15 protein-coding genes and 1 tRNA gene are annotated in these 19,639 nt (G+C 62.8%); 5 read left to right on the top strand and 11 right to left on the bottom strand.

Annotated elements, in window-relative coordinates:
• Nucleotides 1-156: 156 nt before the first annotated feature.
• The 7 genes from ABZ720_RS12800 to ABZ720_RS12770 form a co-directional block, all read right to left on the bottom strand.
• On the bottom strand, nucleotides 157-2,688 hold the full coding sequence (locus tag ABZ720_RS12800) for a sigma factor-like helix-turn-helix DNA-binding protein (RefSeq protein ID WP_366555917.1): 2,532 nt from the start codon (nucleotides 2,686-2,688) through the stop codon (nucleotides 157-159).
• The gene (locus ABZ720_RS12795) at nucleotides 2,685-3,071 is read right to left on the bottom strand and encodes a hypothetical protein (RefSeq protein ID WP_366555916.1); all 387 of its coding nucleotides are present in this window, start codon (nucleotides 3,069-3,071) and stop codon (nucleotides 2,685-2,687) included. Before ABZ720_RS12795 ends, ABZ720_RS12800 begins: the two co-directional genes overlap by 4 nt.
• Nucleotides 3,068-5,053 (bottom strand): AAA family ATPase, encoded by a 1,986-nt coding sequence (locus ABZ720_RS12790; RefSeq protein ID WP_366555915.1) that lies wholly within the window; start codon nucleotides 5,051-5,053, stop codon nucleotides 3,068-3,070. Before ABZ720_RS12790 ends, ABZ720_RS12795 begins: the two co-directional genes overlap by 4 nt.
• 4 nt (nucleotides 5,054-5,057) lie before the next feature.
• Nucleotides 5,058-5,273: a DNA modification system-associated small protein gene (locus tag ABZ720_RS12785; protein ID WP_366555914.1), complete on the bottom strand. Its 216-nt coding sequence runs from the start codon at nucleotides 5,271-5,273 to the stop codon at nucleotides 5,058-5,060.
• Entirely contained in the window at nucleotides 5,273-7,381 is a 2,109-nt protein-coding gene (locus tag ABZ720_RS12780) for a DEAD/DEAH box helicase family protein (protein ID WP_366555913.1), read from the bottom strand. The genes ABZ720_RS12785 and ABZ720_RS12780 overlap by 1 nt, the downstream gene beginning before the upstream one ends.
• Before the next feature lie 63 nt (nucleotides 7,382-7,444).
• Nucleotides 7,445-8,578, bottom strand: a complete 1,134-nt coding sequence (locus ABZ720_RS12775; RefSeq protein WP_366555912.1) for a DNA-methyltransferase — start codon at nucleotides 8,576-8,578, stop codon at nucleotides 7,445-7,447.
• A 413-nt stretch (nucleotides 8,579-8,991) separates the two neighbouring features.
• Nucleotides 8,992-9,083: transfer RNA gene (locus ABZ720_RS12770), tRNA-Ser, on the bottom strand.
• Between the two features lie 275 nt (nucleotides 9,084-9,358).
• Between ABZ720_RS12770 and ABZ720_RS12765 the strand changes: the two genes are divergently transcribed.
• The 4 genes from ABZ720_RS12765 (at nucleotide 9,359) to ABZ720_RS12750 (ending at nucleotide 15,734) form a co-directional block, all read left to right on the top strand.
• Nucleotides 9,359-10,858, top strand: coding sequence for an aldehyde dehydrogenase (locus ABZ720_RS12765; RefSeq protein WP_366555911.1), 1,500 nt, complete (start codon nucleotides 9,359-9,361; stop codon nucleotides 10,856-10,858).
• Between the two features lie 372 nt (nucleotides 10,859-11,230).
• Nucleotides 11,231-12,490 carry an aminotransferase class I/II-fold pyridoxal phosphate-dependent enzyme gene (locus ABZ720_RS12760; protein WP_366555910.1) on the top strand — a complete coding sequence of 420 codons (1,260 nt, stop codon included), beginning with the start codon at nucleotides 11,231-11,233 and terminating at the stop codon, nucleotides 12,488-12,490.
• A 5-nt stretch (nucleotides 12,491-12,495) separates the two neighbouring features.
• Nucleotides 12,496-14,931 (top strand): FtsK/SpoIIIE family DNA translocase, encoded by a 2,436-nt coding sequence (locus ABZ720_RS12755; protein WP_366555909.1) that lies wholly within the window; start codon nucleotides 12,496-12,498, stop codon nucleotides 14,929-14,931.
• 113 nt (nucleotides 14,932-15,044) lie between these two features.
• Nucleotides 15,045-15,734 carry a LolA family protein gene (locus ABZ720_RS12750; protein ID WP_366555908.1) on the top strand — a complete coding sequence of 230 codons (690 nt, stop codon included), beginning with the start codon at nucleotides 15,045-15,047 and terminating at the stop codon, nucleotides 15,732-15,734.
• On the opposite strand, the gene ABZ720_RS12745 is transcribed toward ABZ720_RS12750, so the two are convergent.
• On the bottom strand, nucleotides 15,679-16,530 hold the full coding sequence (locus ABZ720_RS12745; RefSeq protein WP_366555907.1) for a sterol desaturase family protein: 852 nt from the start codon (nucleotides 16,528-16,530) through the stop codon (nucleotides 15,679-15,681). The two genes, ABZ720_RS12750 and ABZ720_RS12745, sit on opposite strands and share 56 nt — an antisense overlap.
• A 44-nt stretch (nucleotides 16,531-16,574) precedes the next feature.
• Nucleotides 16,575-17,009 carry a metallopeptidase family protein gene (locus tag ABZ720_RS12740; RefSeq protein ID WP_275823557.1) on the bottom strand — a complete coding sequence of 145 codons (435 nt, stop codon included), beginning with the start codon at nucleotides 17,007-17,009 and terminating at the stop codon, nucleotides 16,575-16,577.
• A 78-nt stretch (nucleotides 17,010-17,087) separates the two neighbouring features.
• Here ABZ720_RS12740 and ABZ720_RS12735 point away from each other — a divergent pair, with 78 nt between their 5' ends.
• Nucleotides 17,088-17,393, top strand: coding sequence for a 4a-hydroxytetrahydrobiopterin dehydratase (locus tag ABZ720_RS12735; protein ID WP_366555906.1), 306 nt, complete (start codon nucleotides 17,088-17,090; stop codon nucleotides 17,391-17,393).
• Here ABZ720_RS12735 and ABZ720_RS12730 read toward each other — a convergent pair.
• Together ABZ720_RS12730 and ABZ720_RS12725 are read right to left on the bottom strand one after the other, a co-directional pair.
• Nucleotides 17,372-18,595, bottom strand: a complete 1,224-nt coding sequence (locus ABZ720_RS12730) for an MFS transporter (RefSeq protein WP_366555905.1) — start codon at nucleotides 18,593-18,595, stop codon at nucleotides 17,372-17,374. The two genes, ABZ720_RS12735 and ABZ720_RS12730, sit on opposite strands and share 22 nt — an antisense overlap.
• Nucleotides 18,582-19,637 (bottom strand): quinone-dependent dihydroorotate dehydrogenase, encoded by a 1,056-nt coding sequence (locus ABZ720_RS12725; RefSeq protein WP_366555904.1) that lies wholly within the window; start codon nucleotides 19,635-19,637, stop codon nucleotides 18,582-18,584. Before ABZ720_RS12725 ends, ABZ720_RS12730 begins: the two co-directional genes overlap by 14 nt.
• Nucleotides 19,638-19,639 lie beyond the last annotated feature (2 nt).

The following is a 19,639-nucleotide window of genomic DNA, read 5'->3' as shown; positions in this document are numbered from 1 at the left end:
GCGGGGGAAGGTTTCGCTGGTGCCGGAGGAGGGTGTTGAGCTGGGATGGTCGTGGGCAGCTACAGGTGAAGCAGGAGATACTGCTGAGGAGTTCAAGAAGCCGCTGGGGCTTACCCAGGGTGCGCTCGCCGAGGCAATGGGCGTGCAAGGTAAGAGCTAGACAGAACTCTGACGCACGTCGAGCGAAGCATCCTCGGTCAGTTCGGCTTCTTCGTTATCGTCTCGCGACGGCTTCCTCAGGGTCCATTCTCCTGTCGCGTCGAGGAACTCCGCTTCGAGCGCCTGCAACGCGCCGGAGACGACCGGCTTGTCGGTCCTTCTACCAATTCGGTATTCGACCTGTTTAGTGATTTCCTCAAGGCCAAGCGGTTCGTCTGCCTCTTGAAGGACGGCGGCTACCGCATGGGCGATGGTTTCGCGCCTCGGGTTTCCCCATTCGGCGAAGTACACATAGCGACCCTGCCCGATCTTCAGCCGCTCGTCTTGTGAGGCAATGGAACAAAATGCATCCGGCGGGCAATCCTGTAGGGGCAAGACGTCAGACAGTTCGCTTACGTGAATTCCAGACTGATTCTCATTGAGCATATGCACCAGACGTTCCACAAGCTCACGCTGTTCCTCGCGTGAAAGCGGAACATCCCTGTCGTTGATGCCCCACAGGCCGGGCTGCACGCGAACAAGCGGGTCAACCGGATGAATCTGGAACGTTTCGTTGACGCCTCGCACGGCGGTCAGGCGTTCCTTTATTTCACTGGTTCTTAAGGGATGTCCCGCTGCCTGAACGATTGCGACCACGGCTTGGTGAACGTCAATGCGGGATTGATCGTCGGTGTCGGCCGCAGCCGCAACCCATGTCATCTTCCCAAGGGGTCTAAGCATTTCCGATCCGGCAAGCGCGATGTCGAGGACATACTTGTCGAGGCCGTCAATGCTGCCTTCCATTCGCTCCGATACTTCCGAGAGAATTTCAGAGCTGTGCCATTGCCTGCCGGGCGCTTCAGAGCACAAGATGTCCTCAGCTTCGCTTCGAATCTGCAACATTTGCTCATCAGACAATGGCAGATGGCGCGCAAGTCCATATGTGCCGCGCGCGAACAGAAAACCCACGCTTGCGGCGGCGCTGTGCGCCCGCCTCGCATCCAGATTTCTTCCGTCCCTGATTCTCGCGCGCTCGGCGATTTCCGTGTAGTGCAACGGTGTTCTGGACTCGGCGAGAATGGCTTCAACGAGCTGGTCTGCGCCGCGACCGTAACTCGTGAGAATGCGCGACCCGTCATCGGCGAAACTGAAATGGCACAGGCGGGACGCCTTGTCCCATAGTAAGGTACCGAACTCATTTGCCGTGTCGGGAAGCAGACCATGCACAAGCGCGCAGGCGTAATCTTCGCTCCACTCCCGTCCCGCGCCGGAAGATAACACCGCCGATGCTTCGGAAACCGTGCGCTCCCAAGTTTCCTGCGTCATGAGGCTGAAGTAGTAAAGGCCGTCGATCGGGATCATGTGGATGCGGTCGCCACAGATGGCCTGGACGAGGTTTCTGAAAAAGATCCTGTGTGCCGACACGCCCTCGAACCACGCATCTATGGCCTCCACTCCAGCGACCGGAAGGGGAAAGCTTCGGCCGATCAAAAGCCGGGTGATTTTCTGTTCAAGAATGTCATCCCAGGATGATTCGCGTATCCATCTCTTGGTCGCTTGCGCCTCGATCTGCCTGACACGCTCGCGCGTTATACCGAAGTCGTCAGCAATCTCCTGCAACGTCTCTGGAGGGGTTTCGAATCCCAAACGGCGGATCAGCACGTCGCGCTCGCGGCCAGAGAACACCAGCAGCGACTTCCGTACCTCGGTCAGTAGACGGCGGGACTCCTCTTCGGCCGTCGCCGCCGGAAGAGGTCCATTGTTGAGGGCGGCGGTGAGCGCCTGCAAAGTATCCCTCAATGATGTTCGCCCGAAATTCCTTTGGCCCAGCAGGGCTTCAGGTGACCAGTCGGCGAGATTGCACACCGTCTTGATGCCGCTCACTCGGAAGACGTTGTCGGCCCGCACCGGAAGGGCCAGGGACATCAGCTCCCGCGCGGCCAGCCAAGGCGGTGCGGCGCGGGCAAACTTGCACGGGTCGTCGCAATTCGTGCCCACGATGTGATACAGGCGAAACAGTCCAGAGCGGTGCCGAATACTTCGTTCTAGTCCCGCTTCCCGGTCGAGATAAGTAGCGTCGTCGAATATTCCGTGTGCCGATACCATTTCCGCATCTGAAGGGTGCTCGCGCAAGTATGAAGCGACCCAACCCTGCGGCTCATGGCTCACGGTGTTCGGGTGCGGCGGCTCTACCCGATCTGCTCCTGCTGTCGGATCGTCAAGCGTGTATCCCCAGCCTTGCAGCCCGATGAACACGTCAAAGATTCCCGCTGCACCGACCGGGGCGGCGGAAGAAACGAACGAGGCCGGAACGCTGTGCTTCGCCCCCGCGGTCAATAGCATGCGACCCGGATGCGCTTTTGCGACTTCATCGAAGCTGTGCGACGGCGGGCGGTTGAAGCCGACATGCAGCACGGCTACGCCCCGATCTGGCTCCCTTCGCGTTTTCCATGCGCGTATGACGGCACCAAGGTCGCGGCAAACGGTGACCGTCCATGTGCCGTCACGCGAACGCAACATAAGAAACGCGCGAAGGGGAGCCTCCATCATGTATCGACGGCCTCCCTCTCGGCGGCTTGATCGAGCAAGCCGACAAAGTCGATGCTGCCGGACTCCGCCTGGGACGCAAGTTCATTGACGCCCCATTCCGCAAGGCGTTCGGCCATCTTGTATATCGACGCATCCCGGACACGATCTCCCACAAGTGCTTCGATCGAGCGTTGCAGGGATTGGTCCGGATCGACGGTCCCCACATTGAAGATCGTTGTTCGCTTCTGGAGCTCGGGCGGCTCCACCCCTTGTGCAAGCGCAAGCCCTATGGCGAAACGGTATCCATCGAGAAGTTCACGGAAGTACTGTTCCTCTTGCAGTCGTTTCAGCTTTTCATGTGCGCCTTCCGAAAGTCCGATTGTGGTAGGTTCCGCGATGCTCATAACGTCGCCTTTTCCAGTCGAGATTGCGTGGAGCTGATTTCCCTGATCTCGTAGACAGCGCCGATCCTTTCGGCGATGACAGCAAGATCGGTTTCCTTCCTGATCTCTCCGCTATGAACCAGCAGAACGAACTGGCTCGTCACCGAAGGCAGATAACTCAGAATATTGTCGCGGTGATTCAGGTCTAGGCGACCAAACGGCGTATCCATGATAACGGGTCCGGCGGCGCGGCCGGTCCGGTTCAACCCGTCGATGAGGGACAGCGCCACGATCTGCTCCGCGCCCGCACTTCGCACGGCGACGTGACGCCCGGACGCATCGACGATCTGCAAGCCGTAATTGTCGTTGATCTCCAGCCCACGATAACTCTTCTGCGTGGTCAAGTGTTTGAAAGCCTCGTTCGCAAGCTCTTCAACACGTTTGCGCAACTTGTCCCGCAGCTGCTCGATGCTCTGCGAGAACACCTTTTCTAGGTCAGAGCAAAGCGAAACCTTTACTGTGCTGCGCTGCGTGCGATCCTTGGTCAGACCCTCTATTGCCTTTTGCGAGACGGCCAGTTCGTCGAACAGTTTCTTGCGCTCGACGTTCTGATCCTGAATATCGCCCTGCAAGCGGCCTTCTTCCCTAATTTTCTCGCTGAGCAACACGCGCTTGCGCGCGATTTCCGCAGTATCGTAACCGGCGATCTCGTCGCGCAGCTTTTCGATGTCGTTCTCGATCTTCGTCAGGCGCACGTTATAGCCTTGCAGGTCCTTCTCCGCCTGACGAAGCCGGTCTTTGGCATTAATGCCTCTGATTTTCGACAACGCGTCGAGTTGCCCGGAAATCTCCTGTAGCGCTGCGCTGCTGTCTTCAATGGACTGTAATTCGGCTTCGGCCGTCCCCAAGATTTCACCGATCTGGAACCGTCGCTCCTCGCTTATAACTTGTTCGCAGGTGGGGCATTCGCGAGTATCCAGAAGGTGTTGCAAGTCAGAGGCTTTTTGCGCCAGACCGCTTCGTTTCTTGATGGAATCCATTAGTTCCTTGCGTCGGAGTTCAAGCTGGTCGCGCCTGATCTGGAGTTGCGCATCGATCAGGTCCTTCCAGGCACCTGATAGCAGATCGAGCCGTTCGGCTTCCTTCCGCTCACAGTCTTCCATCAGAACCTTCTGCTCTCCGAGCTTCGCATCCAGTGTCGCTTTCGCGCCGATCACCGATTGCGCCGCTTCAACTTCGTCTTCAAGCACGGTTCTTTTCTCGCGAACTTTTCTCCATCTCGCGTTCAAATCCTTGAGGTCGCGGTCGATAGCGTCGGTTTTTCCCGTCAGGTCCGCGTGACGTTCTGCCTGTTTTTCGAGGCCGGCGATCTGCCTGAGGTCTGCGTTTTGACGCTTTTGCGCCTGTTTAAGAATTGTCTGAATATCCACCCGACCGTTCGTGAGGGCGGGTACGCCAAGCACCTGTTCGATGGCCTCCTTGATCTGCTGGCCCTGCTGACTGTCCTCGATTAACAGAGTCTCGTATTCCTGGAGCAATTCTCCATCGAAAAGGAAGAACCGCGCGATTTGCCTCGGCGCGATTAAGCCGATCTCGGCTTCGACCTGGTCCCCGGAGACCGCAGAGCCGTCGCGCGCCAGGTGTATCGACCGGGTAAAATCTTCGGGTTTGGAAGGTGTGGCGACCATCTGTCTGCGCTCGGCGACGCGGCGCAAATCATAGGCATGGCCGTTGGCATCGAACTTCACATGCACTTCCACCCGCCAGTCGTCCACCAGGGCCGCGTCCTTGTTGACGATCTCCTGTAGGGGGATCGGCCGCGAGTGACGGCCCATCGCTTCGCCGTAGAAGGCCCAGCGGATCGCATTCAGGATGCTAGTCTTGCCGCGCATGTTGTCGCCGAAGACAATCATGACGTTTCGCTGTTCGTCCTGCGGGAACGTCAATTCCATCTCGCCCTTGTAGGGCATGAAATTACGGGCTGTGAGACTGTGAAGCTTCATTCTGTCAGGCCCTGTCCTTGGTTTGCTTGCCGCCGGCCTTCTCGACACGGTCCTCAATGAGGCGGTCCATCGCCTGCGTGGACAGCGTCCTGTCATGATTGAACTGGTATGTCTTTTGGATCTCGAAGCATGCTTCGAGAAGTTCGTCGTCCAGATCGACGCCCAGCTCGACTTTCACTGAAAGGAGCGTTTCTAGGCCGAGTTCATTGTCATCCGACATCAGGCATCCTCCTCGTTCTCCTCAACCCCGCTGTCGAGCAGGTCGTCGGGGTCAATTCCCATGCTGATCGCAATGTCGCGCAGTTCCGCGCCCGCGCCCTTGTTGATCGCGTGGTCGGCAAATTCTATCGCCCGCAGCAGTTCGGATTTCAGCAAACTGATTTGTTCGGGCTCGTCGTCGGCGTTGACCGGCACGACGATGGCATCGTGAAGGATTGCGACCTGCTTGTCGGGTGCGCGCCGCAGGATACGACCGCGCCGCTGGATGAACTGGCGCGGATTCTGTGATGACGCGAGAACGAGAGCGTGGGATACGTCCGGTATGTCAACGCCCTCATCGAGGCAACGGATCGACACTAGAATGCCACCGAAAGACTGGAACCAGGACATCGTGGCGGCGCGGTCGCCATCCATTCTCGAATGATATTCGACGGGGTTCATACCCTCTTGTCGAAGCATGGCGAGAACCCGCCCTAGCTGGTCGGCATCTTCGCAATACACGAGCCAGCTTTGTCCCTTCTCGAATTCCGCCTTGAGCACGTCGCATGCGAGGCTCACTTTGGCCGTCGCCTTCTTCGCGATTCTAGACCTTTGTATGAGCAGCATCTTCGCTTTGTCGGAAAGCGGCCGTGCGCCGGCCTCGTCCGACTTTTGCCGAGCAACCTCGCGACGTATCCTGACGGTGTAGGCGCGCCATTCGTCGGCTTCTTCCGCCGTCAGATTGAGCGCATGCGGAAAGTACTCATACGGAACGAGACGGCCGGCCTCGATCGCGTCCGCAAGTGTGATCGGCGGGGGTATGACGCCGCCGAAATACGCGAATATGTGCCGGGTACTCTCCGGGTCGCCGTAGCGGATAGGCGTCGCGCTCAGGCCGAGCCTGGCGCCGGCGTCGAGCGTCATAATGCGCGAATGCTGCGAACTGCCGATCTGATGCACCTCGTCGGCGACCAGCAGGAGGTGCTCACCGTCGATAACCGCATCCCGGAAGGCGTCCGTGGAAGCGGTTTGCATCGTGGCGAGCACGATCCGGCTGCCTTCCGCGGTTTCGGCTCCCGTCATGCCTTTCAATCGATGGGGAGCCCGCCAAGCGTTGTTGCCCGCGCCGGCGAGCAACAGTGTGGCTTCAGGAATCTCATCCTTTATCTCCAAAGCCCACTGGTCGAGCAGCAGCTTGCTCGGGACCACCACCAGCACGGGTTTTCCGGCTTCGATGTGGTGGCGAATCGCCATCAACGCCGTGAAGGTCTTGCCGCTGCCCGTGGCGTGCTCGAATATCCCCCGACCGCCACGGGACAACCACGCGTTCACGGCTGCGTTCTGGTGGGGTAACGGTGTTCGTCGCTGTGGGGGGGGCGGCAGGCCTTTTCGGTCCACGGCGTCCAAATCCTTAAATGCTGCCTTCTTGAGATGAGCCACCGCCTCGGCGGGAAACGAGAACACCTCGATGTCCGGATCGTCTTCTGCCCACAGCGCTTCGAAGTGGGCCGTGTGCTTTTTTACCCGTTCTGCCTCCAGCCCACCTCGCCAACTGCAAAATACTTCCATCGATTCAAAATTGCCCTGCAGGTGCCATCCGCTCCAGGTCTCATTGGCAGACCCCTTGAAGCTGACGGCATTGCCAATGCCGTCCGCGAAAACGCCCATCTTCTCGTGATATAGGCCCTTCCTGTCGGAGCGGACGGCGACTTTGATTTCCATCGCGCCCACCGAAACCAGCGTTGCCAGAAGGCGCGTGTGCATTGCAGTTGCTTCGGCGGCCAGCAGTTCTTCGATTTGCAGGGACAGCCTCTCCGCGACAACTTTACTCTTGCGGGCGTATCCTAGCGCGATGCTGTCGATGTCTTCTTCGCTCAGTTCGGGAGAGCAGATAAGTTCGGTACGGCCGCCGCGACGCGCAAACTCTAAAATCGATGTGCCTATCACGTTGTAGATGGTGGACCGGAAGTAACCAACCGCTCTCCTGTAGCTGATCGCGTTCAGCAGGCAGGGTCTGTAGAACTCCCTGACAGGGTCCTCTTTCAGGGAGCGGTATTCGGTTTTTAGGTTGAGAACCGAAAGGTTGCCGAGAAAGGGGCGTGTGTCACGGTTGGCAATCTGGCTGCTCATTTCGTCCCCCCTTCTTGTGCTTACTGCGCCTTTTCTCTTTGGACTTCGCAAGTGTCCATCGAGTCACGCCGTTCCAGAGTAGTCTGGCACGCCGCCGTCGGCCAATTCAGCGGCCTTTTCGATTTCCGTGATCTCGAAACCTTCAGAGATCGATGTGAGTGCTGCCGGGCTGAAACGCCCAATGGAATGGGCCGCGTAGTTCCAGTCCGCCTCGATGGAAATCCATCGCCGTCCAAGGTCCTGCGCTACTGCTCCTGTCGTGTTGCTGCCGGCAAATGGGTCGAGTACCGTGTCGCCTTTGTCGGTCAGGAACTTGACGAAGAACTCGACCAAACTGGGAGGCATCCGTGCTGGGTGCACCGGAGAGCCTCGGTTGAGGCAGAACCTGCGATACTCATCGTTGGATAGCGTGTTTGATGCCTTCAGAAGGTTGGTGGTCTCCTCCAGAAACTCGGCGAAGCCCTTGGGCGTGATGACAGCGTCGAGCGATGGTAGCGCGTCTACGCCGCCCACGTTGGGCGGGATAGCCCCGTTGTTGTTTGTCTTGAAGCTCTCGGCGCCGATGTGGTGCTCAGACGGTCGTGCGCCAGCGTTGTACCTGCCGGTCTTGATGAGGCGCTTCATGCTCGAGCTGTACTCGCGGAGCACCTTTCGGTTGTCAGCCTTCGGGCGGGGGCTCGGAGACATCCACCAGATGCGGGTAAAGGCATCCTTCACCCGCATTCGTTCTTTGTTGACCCACTCGATCGGGGACGGCAGCCTCGCCGGATTATACCAGATAAACTCTTGGCAAAGGTGCAGGTCGCCCATCTTAAGGAAACGCAAAAATGCTTCCAGAACGTGCGTGGACATAGTCGGCTGACCGGGCACCCACGCGTTGCCGATCTCGATGACGATGGAGCCGTCCTTTGTCACCATGTCTCGGAGGAGGGGTGCGAACCTCGCGAACCAGCGGACATATTCATCACCCTGCAGGTTGCCATAGCTCTTTTTGGTATTGAGTGGAAACGGTGGCGAGGTGAACGCGAGCTGGATCTTGCCCTTGAGCGTCCCAAGCGGCCTACTTCTCAGTACCTTAAGGGAGTCGCCGCAGTAGGCTGAGCCGAAGGCGGTGGTATAGATGGGCGTTGATGTTCGCCGCCCCTGTCTGACTGATTTCGCGATCGCCACATCGTGCGTCTTCCCCCATGTCGCCATGGCGTGAATCTGCCTCCCCTGAAACCATCTTTAATGGTATCTGGGACACAAGCTTCGGTAAATAGCGAAATTTGGGGCTAACTCTCGGTAAGCTCATGACGTTTCGTCATCGGAAGGAAGATACTAATTAAACACTCTCCCATCCTAATGCATTTAAGGTATAAAATTAGACGTATGTCGCGCAGAAAGCCGTCACTATCTCGGTGCGACTAAGATAATACATATAGAATTTTTTATAAATATATCGCTTATATAGTATTTTTACTAATACGGCCATATATATATGAAACATGCTCGCCCAAACGCGAACTGTTCCAGCAGTTTGGACAGCCGGAGCAGCACAATAAATTGTGTCTGATGAATGCTCATCCCCCGATAATGGGGAAGAGCAAAGAGCCTGGGCTTGCAAGGAATGGCGGAGGGGATGGGATTCGAACCCACGATAGGGGGTTAACCCTATAACGGTTTAGCAAACCGTCGCCTTCAGCCACTCGGCCACCCCTCCGCAAAACGAGCGGCTGTCCACCACGACGTTTGCGGCGAGACCTTCTAGGCGCAGGGGCGGCGCCTTGTCAACGCCAGCATCCGGGCCAGCATCCAGGCCCCTCCGCGAAGGTTCCAGAGCGAGCGCCCGAAGGCTGCCTTTGGAGGTGCGCGCGTGCTTGCTGCGCCCTATGGGCGGCGCTATCGTCCGGCCGAGACGCGCCGATGTCTGGAGGCCTTTGTCCGGCACTGGCGGCGCCAGTCCCGTTTTCCACTCTTACCGAGGAGAGACTTCCCATGTCTGCGCTTCTTTCCCTCGATGCCGTTCAGGAGCAGGCCCAGGGCCTGAACATCCGGGGGCAGGCCTTCATCGGCGGTCGCTATGTCGATTCCGCCAGCGGCGAGACCTTCGACTGCACCAGCCCGATCGACGGCCGTCTGCTGACCAAGGTTGCCCGCTGCGGCGAGGAGGACGTGGATCGCGCCGTGCGCGCGGCGCGCGCCGCCTTCGAGGACGGGCGCTGGGCCGACTTGGCGCCGGCCAAGCGCAAGCGGATCATGCTCAAGTTCGCCGACCTGATCCTGCAGCACCGCACCGAGCTGGCGCTGCTGGAGACGCTGGACATGGGCAAGCCCATCACCGATTCCAGCAACATCGATATTCCGGGCGTGGCGAACTGCATCCGCTGGTTCGCGGAAGCTGCCGACAAGGTCTATGACGAGGTGGCGCCCACCGCGCACAACATCGTCGCCATGCTGCGGCGCGAGCCGGTGGGTGTGGTCGGGGCGATCGTGCCCTGGAACTTCCCGCTGATGATGGCGGCCTGGAAGATCGGTCCGGCGCTGGCCACCGGCAACTCACTGATTATCAAGCCGGCCGAGCAGTCCTCCCTGACCGCCATCCGCGTGGCCGAGCTGGCCGCTGAGGCCGGCGTGCCCGAGGGGGTCTTCCAGGTGGTCACCGGCTATGGCCCAGAGGCCGGCAAGGCGCTGGCCCGGCACATGGACGTGGATTCAATCGCTTTCACCGGCTCCGGCGAGGTGGGCAAGCTGCTGCTGCGCTATTCCGGTGAGACCAATATGAAGCGCGTCTCCCTGGAGTGCGGCGGCAAGACCCCGCACATCGTGCTGGCGGACACCCACGACATGGATGCCGCTGCGAGTGCTGCCGCCTGGGGAATCTTCTTCAACCAGGGTGAGGTCTGCAACGCCGGCTCCCGTTTGCTGGTCGAGGAGTCGATCAAGGACGAGTTCCTGGAGAAGGTGCAGAAGGTCGCTTCCGGCATGCGCTTCGGCAACCCGCTGGACCCCCAGACCCAGATGGGCGCCATCGTCGACAAGGAGCAGCTCGACAAGGTGATGTCCTACATCGGGATCGGTCAGGACGAGGGCGCCAAGCTGCTGCTGGGCGGCAAGCAGGCCTTTGCCGACACCGGCGGCTGCTATGTCGAGCCGACAATCTTCGACGGTGTGCGCAACAACATGCGTGTCGCCCAGGAAGAGATCTTCGGTCCGGTGCTCTCGGTGCTGACCTTCAAGGACGCCAGCGAGGCGGTGCGCATCGGCAACGACACCATCTACGGCCTGGCGGCTGCTGTGTGGACCCGCGACATCAACAAGGCGCACAAGATGGCGCGCGCGCTGCGGGCCGGCTCGGTTTGGGTCAACTGCTTCGACGGCGGTGACATCACCACGCCCTTCGGCGGCTACAAGCAGTCCGGCTTTGGTCGCGACAAGTCGCTGCACTCGATGGAGAAGTACACCGAACTCAAGACCATCTGGATCGAACTGCACTGAGATCCGGAGCGAGCAGCATCAGCGGCGGCGCTGTTAGAGCAGATCGTCTCAAATCGGGTTCGCGAAGCGAAGCGATTTGAGACGTGAATCTGCTCTACACCCTTGATTCAGAGCGGATTCACGCGTTTGTTCTAAACGCTGCGCGTTACAGTTCAAACGAGATCCGCTCGAGTGGGCGCCGCCGTGTGAGTCAGCCACGCCCGCAAGCGGCTCCAGGGAGTTTGGGAACATTTCGCGTTTGTTCTTCCCAAATCTTGGGAGTCGGCGCAAGCAGGCCACTACAGGTTTCCATGACCGCATGAAGCGGTTACCCTGTTCACGTCTTGTCCCAGGCAAGCGCCGTGCCTTGGCACGACCAGTTGAGGAGCCAGCATGACCGAAGCCAGTCGATCCAGCACGCCGCCGGCCAGCGCGGCCGTAGCCGGGGACGAAGGCCCCTTGCGTGTCGACCCGCGCAGCTTTCATCCCTTCCTGCGGCTGGCGCGTCTGCTCGAGGGGGTGGAGCCCGGTCGCTCGCCGCTGCCCGACGGCAAGCCGATCAATCTCTCCGTAGGCGACCCGCAGCTCGCGGCGCCGCCCTTGGTGGCGAAGACGATCGCGCAGTTTCCCGGAGACTGGTCACGCTATCCTCCCTTCCGTGGGCCGGAGAGCTATCGCAAGGCTGCCGTGGGCTGGCTCAACCGGCGCTACGGGCTGCCCGACGGCTTCATCGAGGAAGACCGCCACCTGCTGCCGATCCCAGGCAGCCGCGAGGGGCTGTTTTTCGCCACCTTGGCGGCGATCAACCTGGGCGCGGCCGAGGGGCGGACCAAGGTGCTGATTCCCGCCCCGGGCTATCACGTCTACGTGGGCGGCGCCGTGGCAGCGGGCGCCGAGCCCGTTTTCGTGCCGGTGACCCGCGAAACGGGCTTCCTGCCCGACTTCAGTGCGCTCGACCCGGACATCCTGGACCGCACCGCAATCGCCTTCCTCTGCTCGCCTTCCAATCCGGAAGGCGCCGTGGCGGACAAGGCCCAGTGGAGCCGGATGATTGCGCTGGCACGCCAGCATGGCTTCACCCTGGCCGCCGACGAATGCTACGCCGACGTCTACACCGAGACCCCGCCGGCCGGCGTGCTCGAGGCTGCGGCCGAAAGCGGTTCGCTCGACCGGGTGTTGAGCTTTCAGTCCCTGTCCAAGCGCTCCAGCGCCGCTGGCCTGCGCTGCGGCTTCGTCGCCGGGGAGCAGGGCATGGTGGACGCGATCGATGCCTTCTTCCGGTACGGCGGAGCGGGCGTGCCGGTGCCGATACTTGAGGCAGGCGCCGCGCTCTGGAACGACGAGGCCCATGTCGCCGAAACGCGCGGTTTCTACCAGAATCTCTTCACTCTGGCCGAACGAAAGCTGGGCAACCGCTTCGGCTGGACAAAGCCGGCGGGCGGTTTCTTCCTCTGGCTCGAGGTGGGTGATGGCGAGGCGGCGGCGAAGCGGCTGTGGCGCGAGGCCGGTATCCGCACGCTGCCCGGCGGCTATCTCTGCGCCCGGCCGCTGCCCGGTGGCAATCCGAGTGAGCGTTTCATCCGGGTGGCCCTGGTCTATGGACCGGAGGTGACCGAACCCGCGCTCGATCGCCTGATCGAGGTGCTGGGGTAGGCGCGGTGGCTTCGGCACGGGGCGCAAGCAACACGAGCAACCGCACAGGGGCACGCGGAAAGTCCTACCGCCTGCTGCCGGCCGGAGCGGTCACCTTCCTGCGTGATCGTATGATCGAGGCTCTGGGCCTCGGCCTCGTGCTGCTCGGTCTTTTGCTGCTGCTGGTGTGCCTGGGCTACGATCCGGCCGATCCCTCCCTCAATCGCGCCGGGGCGCAGGACGTCAGCAACCCCTTGGGACTGCCCGGCGCCTACACGGCCGACCTGCTCTTGCAGAGCTTCGGCCTGGGCGCTTTCCTGCTCGCCTTCCTGCCGATGGCCTGGGGCTGGCGGCTGCTGCGCAGCCACGCCATCAGCCGCTTCACCTTGCGCCTGCTTGCCGCCGTGGTGGCGCTGATGGCCGCCACCTTGGCGCTCACTGTCGTTCCGGCGACCCAAGGCTGGCCACTGCGCAGCGGCCTGGGAGGCTGGCTGGGTCTCCTGTTGCTGTCCCAGTCGTTGCGGCTCTTTGCGGTTTCCCCGGTGATTCCGGCATTGCTGGCCGCGGTGCTCGCCTTGGGCCTGGGGGTCTTTGCGCTCGCCTTTCGCCTGGGCGAATGGCGGGCCGTTGGCCGCGGACTGGGGCAGGGCAGCGGCCGCGCCGTCGGATACCTGCGCAGTGGCTTGGGACGCGGCGTGAGCCTGCTTGGCCGCCGCCGGTCCAGCGAGGAGACACTGCCGGATGGGCCTCCGGCGGAGAAGCCTGCGCGTCCGGCGCCCGCGCGCCGCCAACGCAAGGCGGTCAGGCCGGCCGCGCCCGAGGCCGCGCCCGATGCGCTGCCGGATTCAGGGGCCAAGAGTCCGGCCCCGGGCCTGGTGGCCGAGCCGAGTCCGCGAACCAAGGCACCGCGGCGCGAACGCGGCGAGGAGCAGACCTCGCTCTCCTTCGGCGATGGCGGCTATGACCCCCCTGCGCTGACGCTCCTGACGGAGCCCACAAAAGATGGCGGCCAACTGGACCGCGACGGCTTGGAAAAGAACGCGCGCCTCCTGGAAGGTGTGCTGCAGGATTTCGGCGTGCGCGGCGAGATCGTGAAGGTCCGTCCGGGCCCGGTTGTCACCCGCTATGACCTGGAGCCGGCGCCGGGCACCAAGACCAGCCGGGTGGTGGCCCTGTCCGACGATATCGCGCGCTCGATGTCCACCACCTCGGTGCGTGTCGCCGTGGTTCCAGGCACCAGCACCATCGGCATCGAGCTGCCCAATCGCAAGCGCGAGACGGTCTATCTGCGCGAACTGCTGGCCAGCAGCGACTACATCGAAAGCAAGGCGGCCCTGCCACTGGTGCTGGGCAAGGACATCGGCGGCCTGCCGATCTCCGTCGATCTGGCGCGCATGCCGCACCTGCTGATCGCCGGCACCACCGGCTCGGGCAAGTCGGTGGGGATCAACGCCATGATCCTCTCGCTGCTCTACCGCCTGCCGCCCGAACGCTGCCGCATGATCATGGTCGACCCCAAGATGCTGGAGCTGTCGGTCTATGACGGCATCCCGCATCTGCTGACACCGGTGGTGACCGAGCCGAAGAAGGCGGTGGTGGCGCTGAAGTGGGCGGTGCGGGAGATGGAAAACCGCTATCGCGCCATGTCGCTGCTCGGTGTGCGCAACATCGACGGCTACAATGCCCGCTTGGAGGAGGCGCGGCGCTCCGGCGAGGTGCTGACCCGCCGGGTGCAGACCGGCTTCGATCCCGACACCGGGCAGCCGATTCACGAGGAGGAGCCCTTCGACCTGGAGCCGCTGCCCTATGTGGTGGTGGTGGTGGATGAGATGGCCGACCTCATGCTGGTGGCCGGCAAGGAGGTGGAGGGGGCAATCCAGCGCCTGGCGCAGATGGCGCGTGCTGCCGGCATTCATCTGATCATGGCCACCCAGCGGCCCTCCGTGGATGTCATCACCGGCACCATCAAGGCCAACTTCCCCACCCGCATCTCCTTCCATGTCACCAGCAAGATCGACAGCCGCACCATCCTGGGCGAGTCCGGGGCCGAGCATCTGCTGGGCCAAGGCGACATGCTGCACATGGCCCACGGCGGACGGCTCACCCGCGTGCATGGGCCCTTCGTCTCCGACCAGGAGGTGGAAGCCGTCGTGGCCCACCTCAAGGCACAGGGCCAGCCGAGCTTCGTCGAGGGCCTGACCGACGAACCGGAAGGCGAGGAAGAGGGCATTCCCGGCCTCGGTGGCGGCGAGGGCGGCCCGGACGAAGAGCTTTACCGCCGCGCCGTGGAGGTGGTGGCGCGCCACCGCAAGGCCTCCACCTCCTTCATCCAGCGCCAGCTCCAGATCGGCTACAACCGGGCGGCCCGCCTGGTGGAGCAGATGGAGGCCGAGGGGATCGTCAGCGCGGCCAATCATGTCGGCAAGCGCGAGGTGCTGTTGGGCGAGCGTGGCTATGACTGAGGCGGCGCCGCAAAGGTGCCGTGAAGCTGCCATGGGATTGGCATCTTCGCTGCCCAGCGTGACAGTGAGTTGACGTACCGTCACCATCGCCTGCATGGAGGGCCTTGCCCGTGATGAGCCTGCTTTCGCTGACAGCCTTGACGTTTTCCGCCGCATTGCTGCTGCCCTCGGGGACGGGGATGGCGCAGGAGAGCGGGGCGGCACAGGAGGTCCCTGCCTTGTCGGTGCCGGAGGAGGTTGCGCCGGCCGAGGCGGAAGACAGCCTGGACGCCATCGAGGCTTATCTCAACGACATCGAAAGCCTGCAGGGGCGTTTCGTGCAGACCACCTCCCGTGGCGGACACTCGGAAGGCGACTTTGCCCTGCGGCGACCGGGGCGTATCCGCTTCGACTATGATGCCCCCGAACCCACACTTCTGGTCGCCGACGGGATGAACTTCGTCATCTATGATCGCGAACTGGAGCAGGCCACCATGGTGCCGCTGAGCCGCACGCCGCTGTGGCTGCTCCTGCGCGAGGACATCGATCTGGAGGACGGGCTCGATATCCTGAACGTGCAACAGGACGAGGACTACCTCTCCATCCTGCTGCGCCAGAGCGACTCACCGGAAGAGGGGACCATCGAATTGGTGTTCCAACACGAGCCGTTGGAGCTGGTGCTCTGGGAGGTGGTGGATTCCCAGGGGGTGCGCACTCAGGTGGCGCTGCACGAGCTCGACTACGAGACTCGCCCCAACCCCTCCGTCTTCAATGTGCAGAATCTGCCGGGGATCCGGGCGCCCGGTTTCGATCGGACGAATTGACGTCAGAGTTCCGCCGGAAGGGCTGGAGCAGAAGCGCGAGCAGCGTCTGTTCGCCGCGCCCCTCGACGCCGATCACCATGTCCAGCCGGCGAGGGTTGGGATTGAGCGAGCGGAAAAGCCGATCCCAGATCACGAAGACCGTGCCGTAATTGGAGTCTGTATCCTGCCGTATGGCATGGTGGTGCACCCAATGCCGCTCCGGCGTGATGATGACCTTGGAGAGCGGGCGTTCCAGCCCGCGCGGCAGGCGCAGGTTGGAGTGGTGGAAGACCGAGGCTAGGAGCAGCACGGCCTCGAACACCAGCACCGATAGCAGCGGAAAACCCAGCAACCAGATAACGGCGGCCCGCGCCAGCGCCGAGAGGATCACTTCCCCGAAGTGGAAGCGTACCGCCGAGGTGACATCGAGGAAGCGGTCGCGGTGGTGCACCTCGTGAAAACGCCACAGGAAGGCGATCTCGTGGTTGGCCCGGTGCCACCAATAGATCAGCAGGTCCAGCAGCAGAAGGTCGAGCAGTAGACCGCCCCAGCCACTCCAGACCGCGGGTCGCCAGTCGAGCGACTGGCTCGCCGCCCAGGCCGTGATCGGGACCACCAGCAGCGGTGACAGGCCGGTATTGAGCAGCCAGAGCCCGGCGTTGCGGCCCAGGCGCGGCGTACCGCCGCGCGGCTCGTGCTCTTGCTGGGTCAGGGGTGCCGCGGCGGGCCGGAGCCGCTCAGCCAGGAAGAAGGCTAAAAACCAGGCGCCAACGATGACGCCCTTCCAGGCCAGCAGTGTGGCGATGCCGATGTCCATGGCCTGGATATGGCGCTCTTGTGGCGGCTGCCCAAGCCGCAGGCTCAGACTTCCTGCTCGATCCGCTCCATGGCTTCGTCGGACAGGCCGAAGTGATGGCCGATTTCATGGATCAGCACGTGGCGGACAATGCGCGTCAGGTCCTCTCCGGTCTCGCACCAATAGTCGAGGATGGGGCGGCGATAGAGGAAGATGACGTCCAAATCCTGCGGCTGGTCGGAGAAGCTGCGCTGCGTCAGGTCGACGCCCCGGTAGAGGCCGAGCAGGTCGAAGGGGGACTCGCAGTCGAGCTGTTCCAGCACTTCGTCGTCGGGAAAGTCGTCCACGCGGATCGTCACGTCGCCGAGAAACCGTCGGAGTTCCTGCGGAACGGCCGTCAGGGCCTCACGGGCCATGGCATCCATGTCGACGAGGCTGGGCGGAGCACCGTGGGAATGAAGAAATCCAGACTCGACCATGATGTTTCTCTTCAAAAGCATGAAAGACTTTCCTTGACCGCTTTCCGGCCGGCCGCCACGTCCTGTTGATCGAGACCTTCAAACAAGGAGCGCTGCACCATGCGTGAAAAGCTGGTCGGAACCGAACGCACCGCCGCCCTCGCTGACCTGCCGGAATGGGGCGAGGTCGAAGGGCGCGATGCGATCCAGCGTACCTTCCGTTTCAGGAGTTTCAACGAAGCTTGGGGCTTCATGTCGCGGGTGGCGCTCACGGCCGAGAAGATGGACCACCATCCCGAATGGTTCAACGTCTACAATCGAGTCGAGGTCACCCTGGCCACTCATGACGCCGGCGGCGTTACTGGACAGGATATCAAACTCGCCAAGGCCATGGAGCGTTTCGCTCAAGCTGCGGGAAATGCTTGATGCCTCGCTGAATAGCGCAGCGCCAGGGGGCCGCAGGCTGCCACCAGGCCGAGGCTGGCCAGGGCGAGCCCCCACCCCAGTGGCGTGTCGCCGCCCAGATCCAGCAGGAGGCCGGCCACCAGGGGGGCGATGAAGGCAAAGGTGAATCCCAGGAGCGAGTGCACTGCCATGGTGGCGCCGCGCCGGGTTGTCGCCGCTGCCACTGCGCCGGCGGTCAGCGCCGAGGAGTCCGCCATGACCAGGATCGCGTGGCAGGCAACGAGCAATAGGAGCAGCGCGGGCGGCAGTACGGCGGCAAAGCCGAGACCGGCGGCCAAGGCAGCAGAGGCGAGCATCACCAGGGTGAGTGTCCTGCGCCGGCCCCAGCGCAGAGCCGCCTCGTTGCCCAGAATGGACGCCGGCAGCCCCAGCATCAGGAAGAGGCTTGCCCATTGGGTGGGCCCGAAGCCCGCGACACCTTCCTGACCGTGCCAGGCAAAGGCGAAGACAAGGAAGGCGACGAGCCAGGATCGCCAGCCGAAGAGTTCCCAGGTGTGGCAGGCGTAGGCGATGTTGTAGCCGAGCGCCGCACGGTTGCGCAGCGCCGGGCGCAGGTCCAGCGGGCGCGCCACCGGCGCCGGCTGTCGCATGCCCGTGACCCGGGGCAGGAGCAAAGCCGGTAGCACGGAGCCCGTGCTGAGCAGGCCCGCGACCAGGAATGCCAGGGGCCAGCCGCCAAGGCTGGCCAGCTCGCCGGCCAGGAAGGTCGAGATCGCGAGACCGATGGAGAAGCTGGCCAGGTACCAGGATGCGCCGCGGCTTTCCCAGCGCCCGCTCAAGCGATCGGTCACCAGGCGCAGGCCAACCATGAAGGTGCCTGCCATGCCGAGACCGGCCAGGGCGCGCAGCAGCAGGGCCGACCAGAAACCCTGGGCGAGCCAGGCAAAGGCCAAGGTCGCCAGACCACCGACCAGAGCGGAGGCGACGTAGATGCGTCGAGGATCGAGACTGTCCGTCGCCGGCACCAGCACGGGCACGCCGAGAAGATATCCGGCGAAGAACACGCCGCTGATCCAGCCGCTCTCGCTGTTGCTGAGGCCCCATTCCGCCTGGAAGAGTGGGATCAGGGCGGGGAAGGTGGCGTGGTGTGCGACGCTCAGCACATGCGCAAGACAGGCCAGCGCGATGATCTGCAGAGCGCGCGAACGATCAGCGCCCTGCATCGCGTCCCACGGCATCGGCCGGAGCGGACAGCCCGTCCCGGCGCAGGCACTCGGCGAGTTCCGCCTTAATGCGCTGGATGAGTGCGGGGCCTTCGTAGACCAGCGCCGTGTATAGCTGCACCGCGCTGGCCCCGGCGCGCAGCTTGGCATAGGCATCGGCGCCGCTGCTGATGCCCCCGACCCCGATCAGGGGCAGGGCGCCGCCGGTCAGGCGATAGACCTGCCGCAGGACCTCGGTGGACAGCCCGAAAAGCGGCCGACCGCTGAGCCCGCCCGCCTCCGTCTTCGCGGCGCTCTGCAGGTCCGCAGGCCGGGTGATGGTGGTGTTGGAGACGATGAGTCCCTCCAGCGGTGCGGACAGAGCCACGGCGGCGATGTCCTCCAGATCTGCCTCCGTCAGGTCCGGTGCGATCTTGAGCAGCAGCGGCGGTGCTGGTTGGGGCAGGGCCGCGCGCACGCGTGCGATCAGGCTTTCCAGCTCTTGCCGCCCTTGCAGCGCACGCAGGCCGGGGGTGTTGGGCGAGGAGACGTTGACCACCAGGTAGTCCGCATGCATGGCCAGCCGCGCGGCGCCGCGGGCGTAGTCTTCGGCCGCATCGGCTGTCTGCTTGTTCTTGCCCAGATTGACCCCGACGAAACCGCGCCCAGCAGCCGTGCGATAGCCGGCAAGGCGCCGGGCGGCGCGCTCCATGCCGCGGCTGTTGAAGCCGTAGCGGTTGATCACGGCACCGTCCTCCGGGAGGCGGAAGACCCGTGGCCGTGGATTGCCCGGCTGCGGCTCCGGTGTGATGGAGCCTACCTCGACGAAACCGAAACCGGCGGCAAGGAGCGGCGCCATGACCTGGGCATGCTTGTCGAAACCGGCGGCCAGGCCCAGGGGATTGGCCAGTTCCCGCCCGAAGAGGGTCGTGCGCAGGATGGGGTGGTCAGCCTGCTTCTGCCTCGGCCCCAGACCCAGGGCCAGCGCCTGCACCGTCAGGCGATGCGCCCGCTCCGGATCAAGCCGGCGGAGAAGGGCGAGCGCCTGGTTCGTCAGCGCCATGG

It is taken from the genome of Aquibaculum sediminis, assembly GCF_040712085.1.
In the GTDB taxonomy this organism is placed as follows: Bacteria; Pseudomonadota; Alphaproteobacteria; order Kiloniellales; family DSM-21159; genus Aquibaculum; species Aquibaculum sediminis.
The sequence above is the reverse complement of the archived record's forward strand: the minus strand, read 5'-3'. Positions and strand labels throughout refer to the sequence as shown.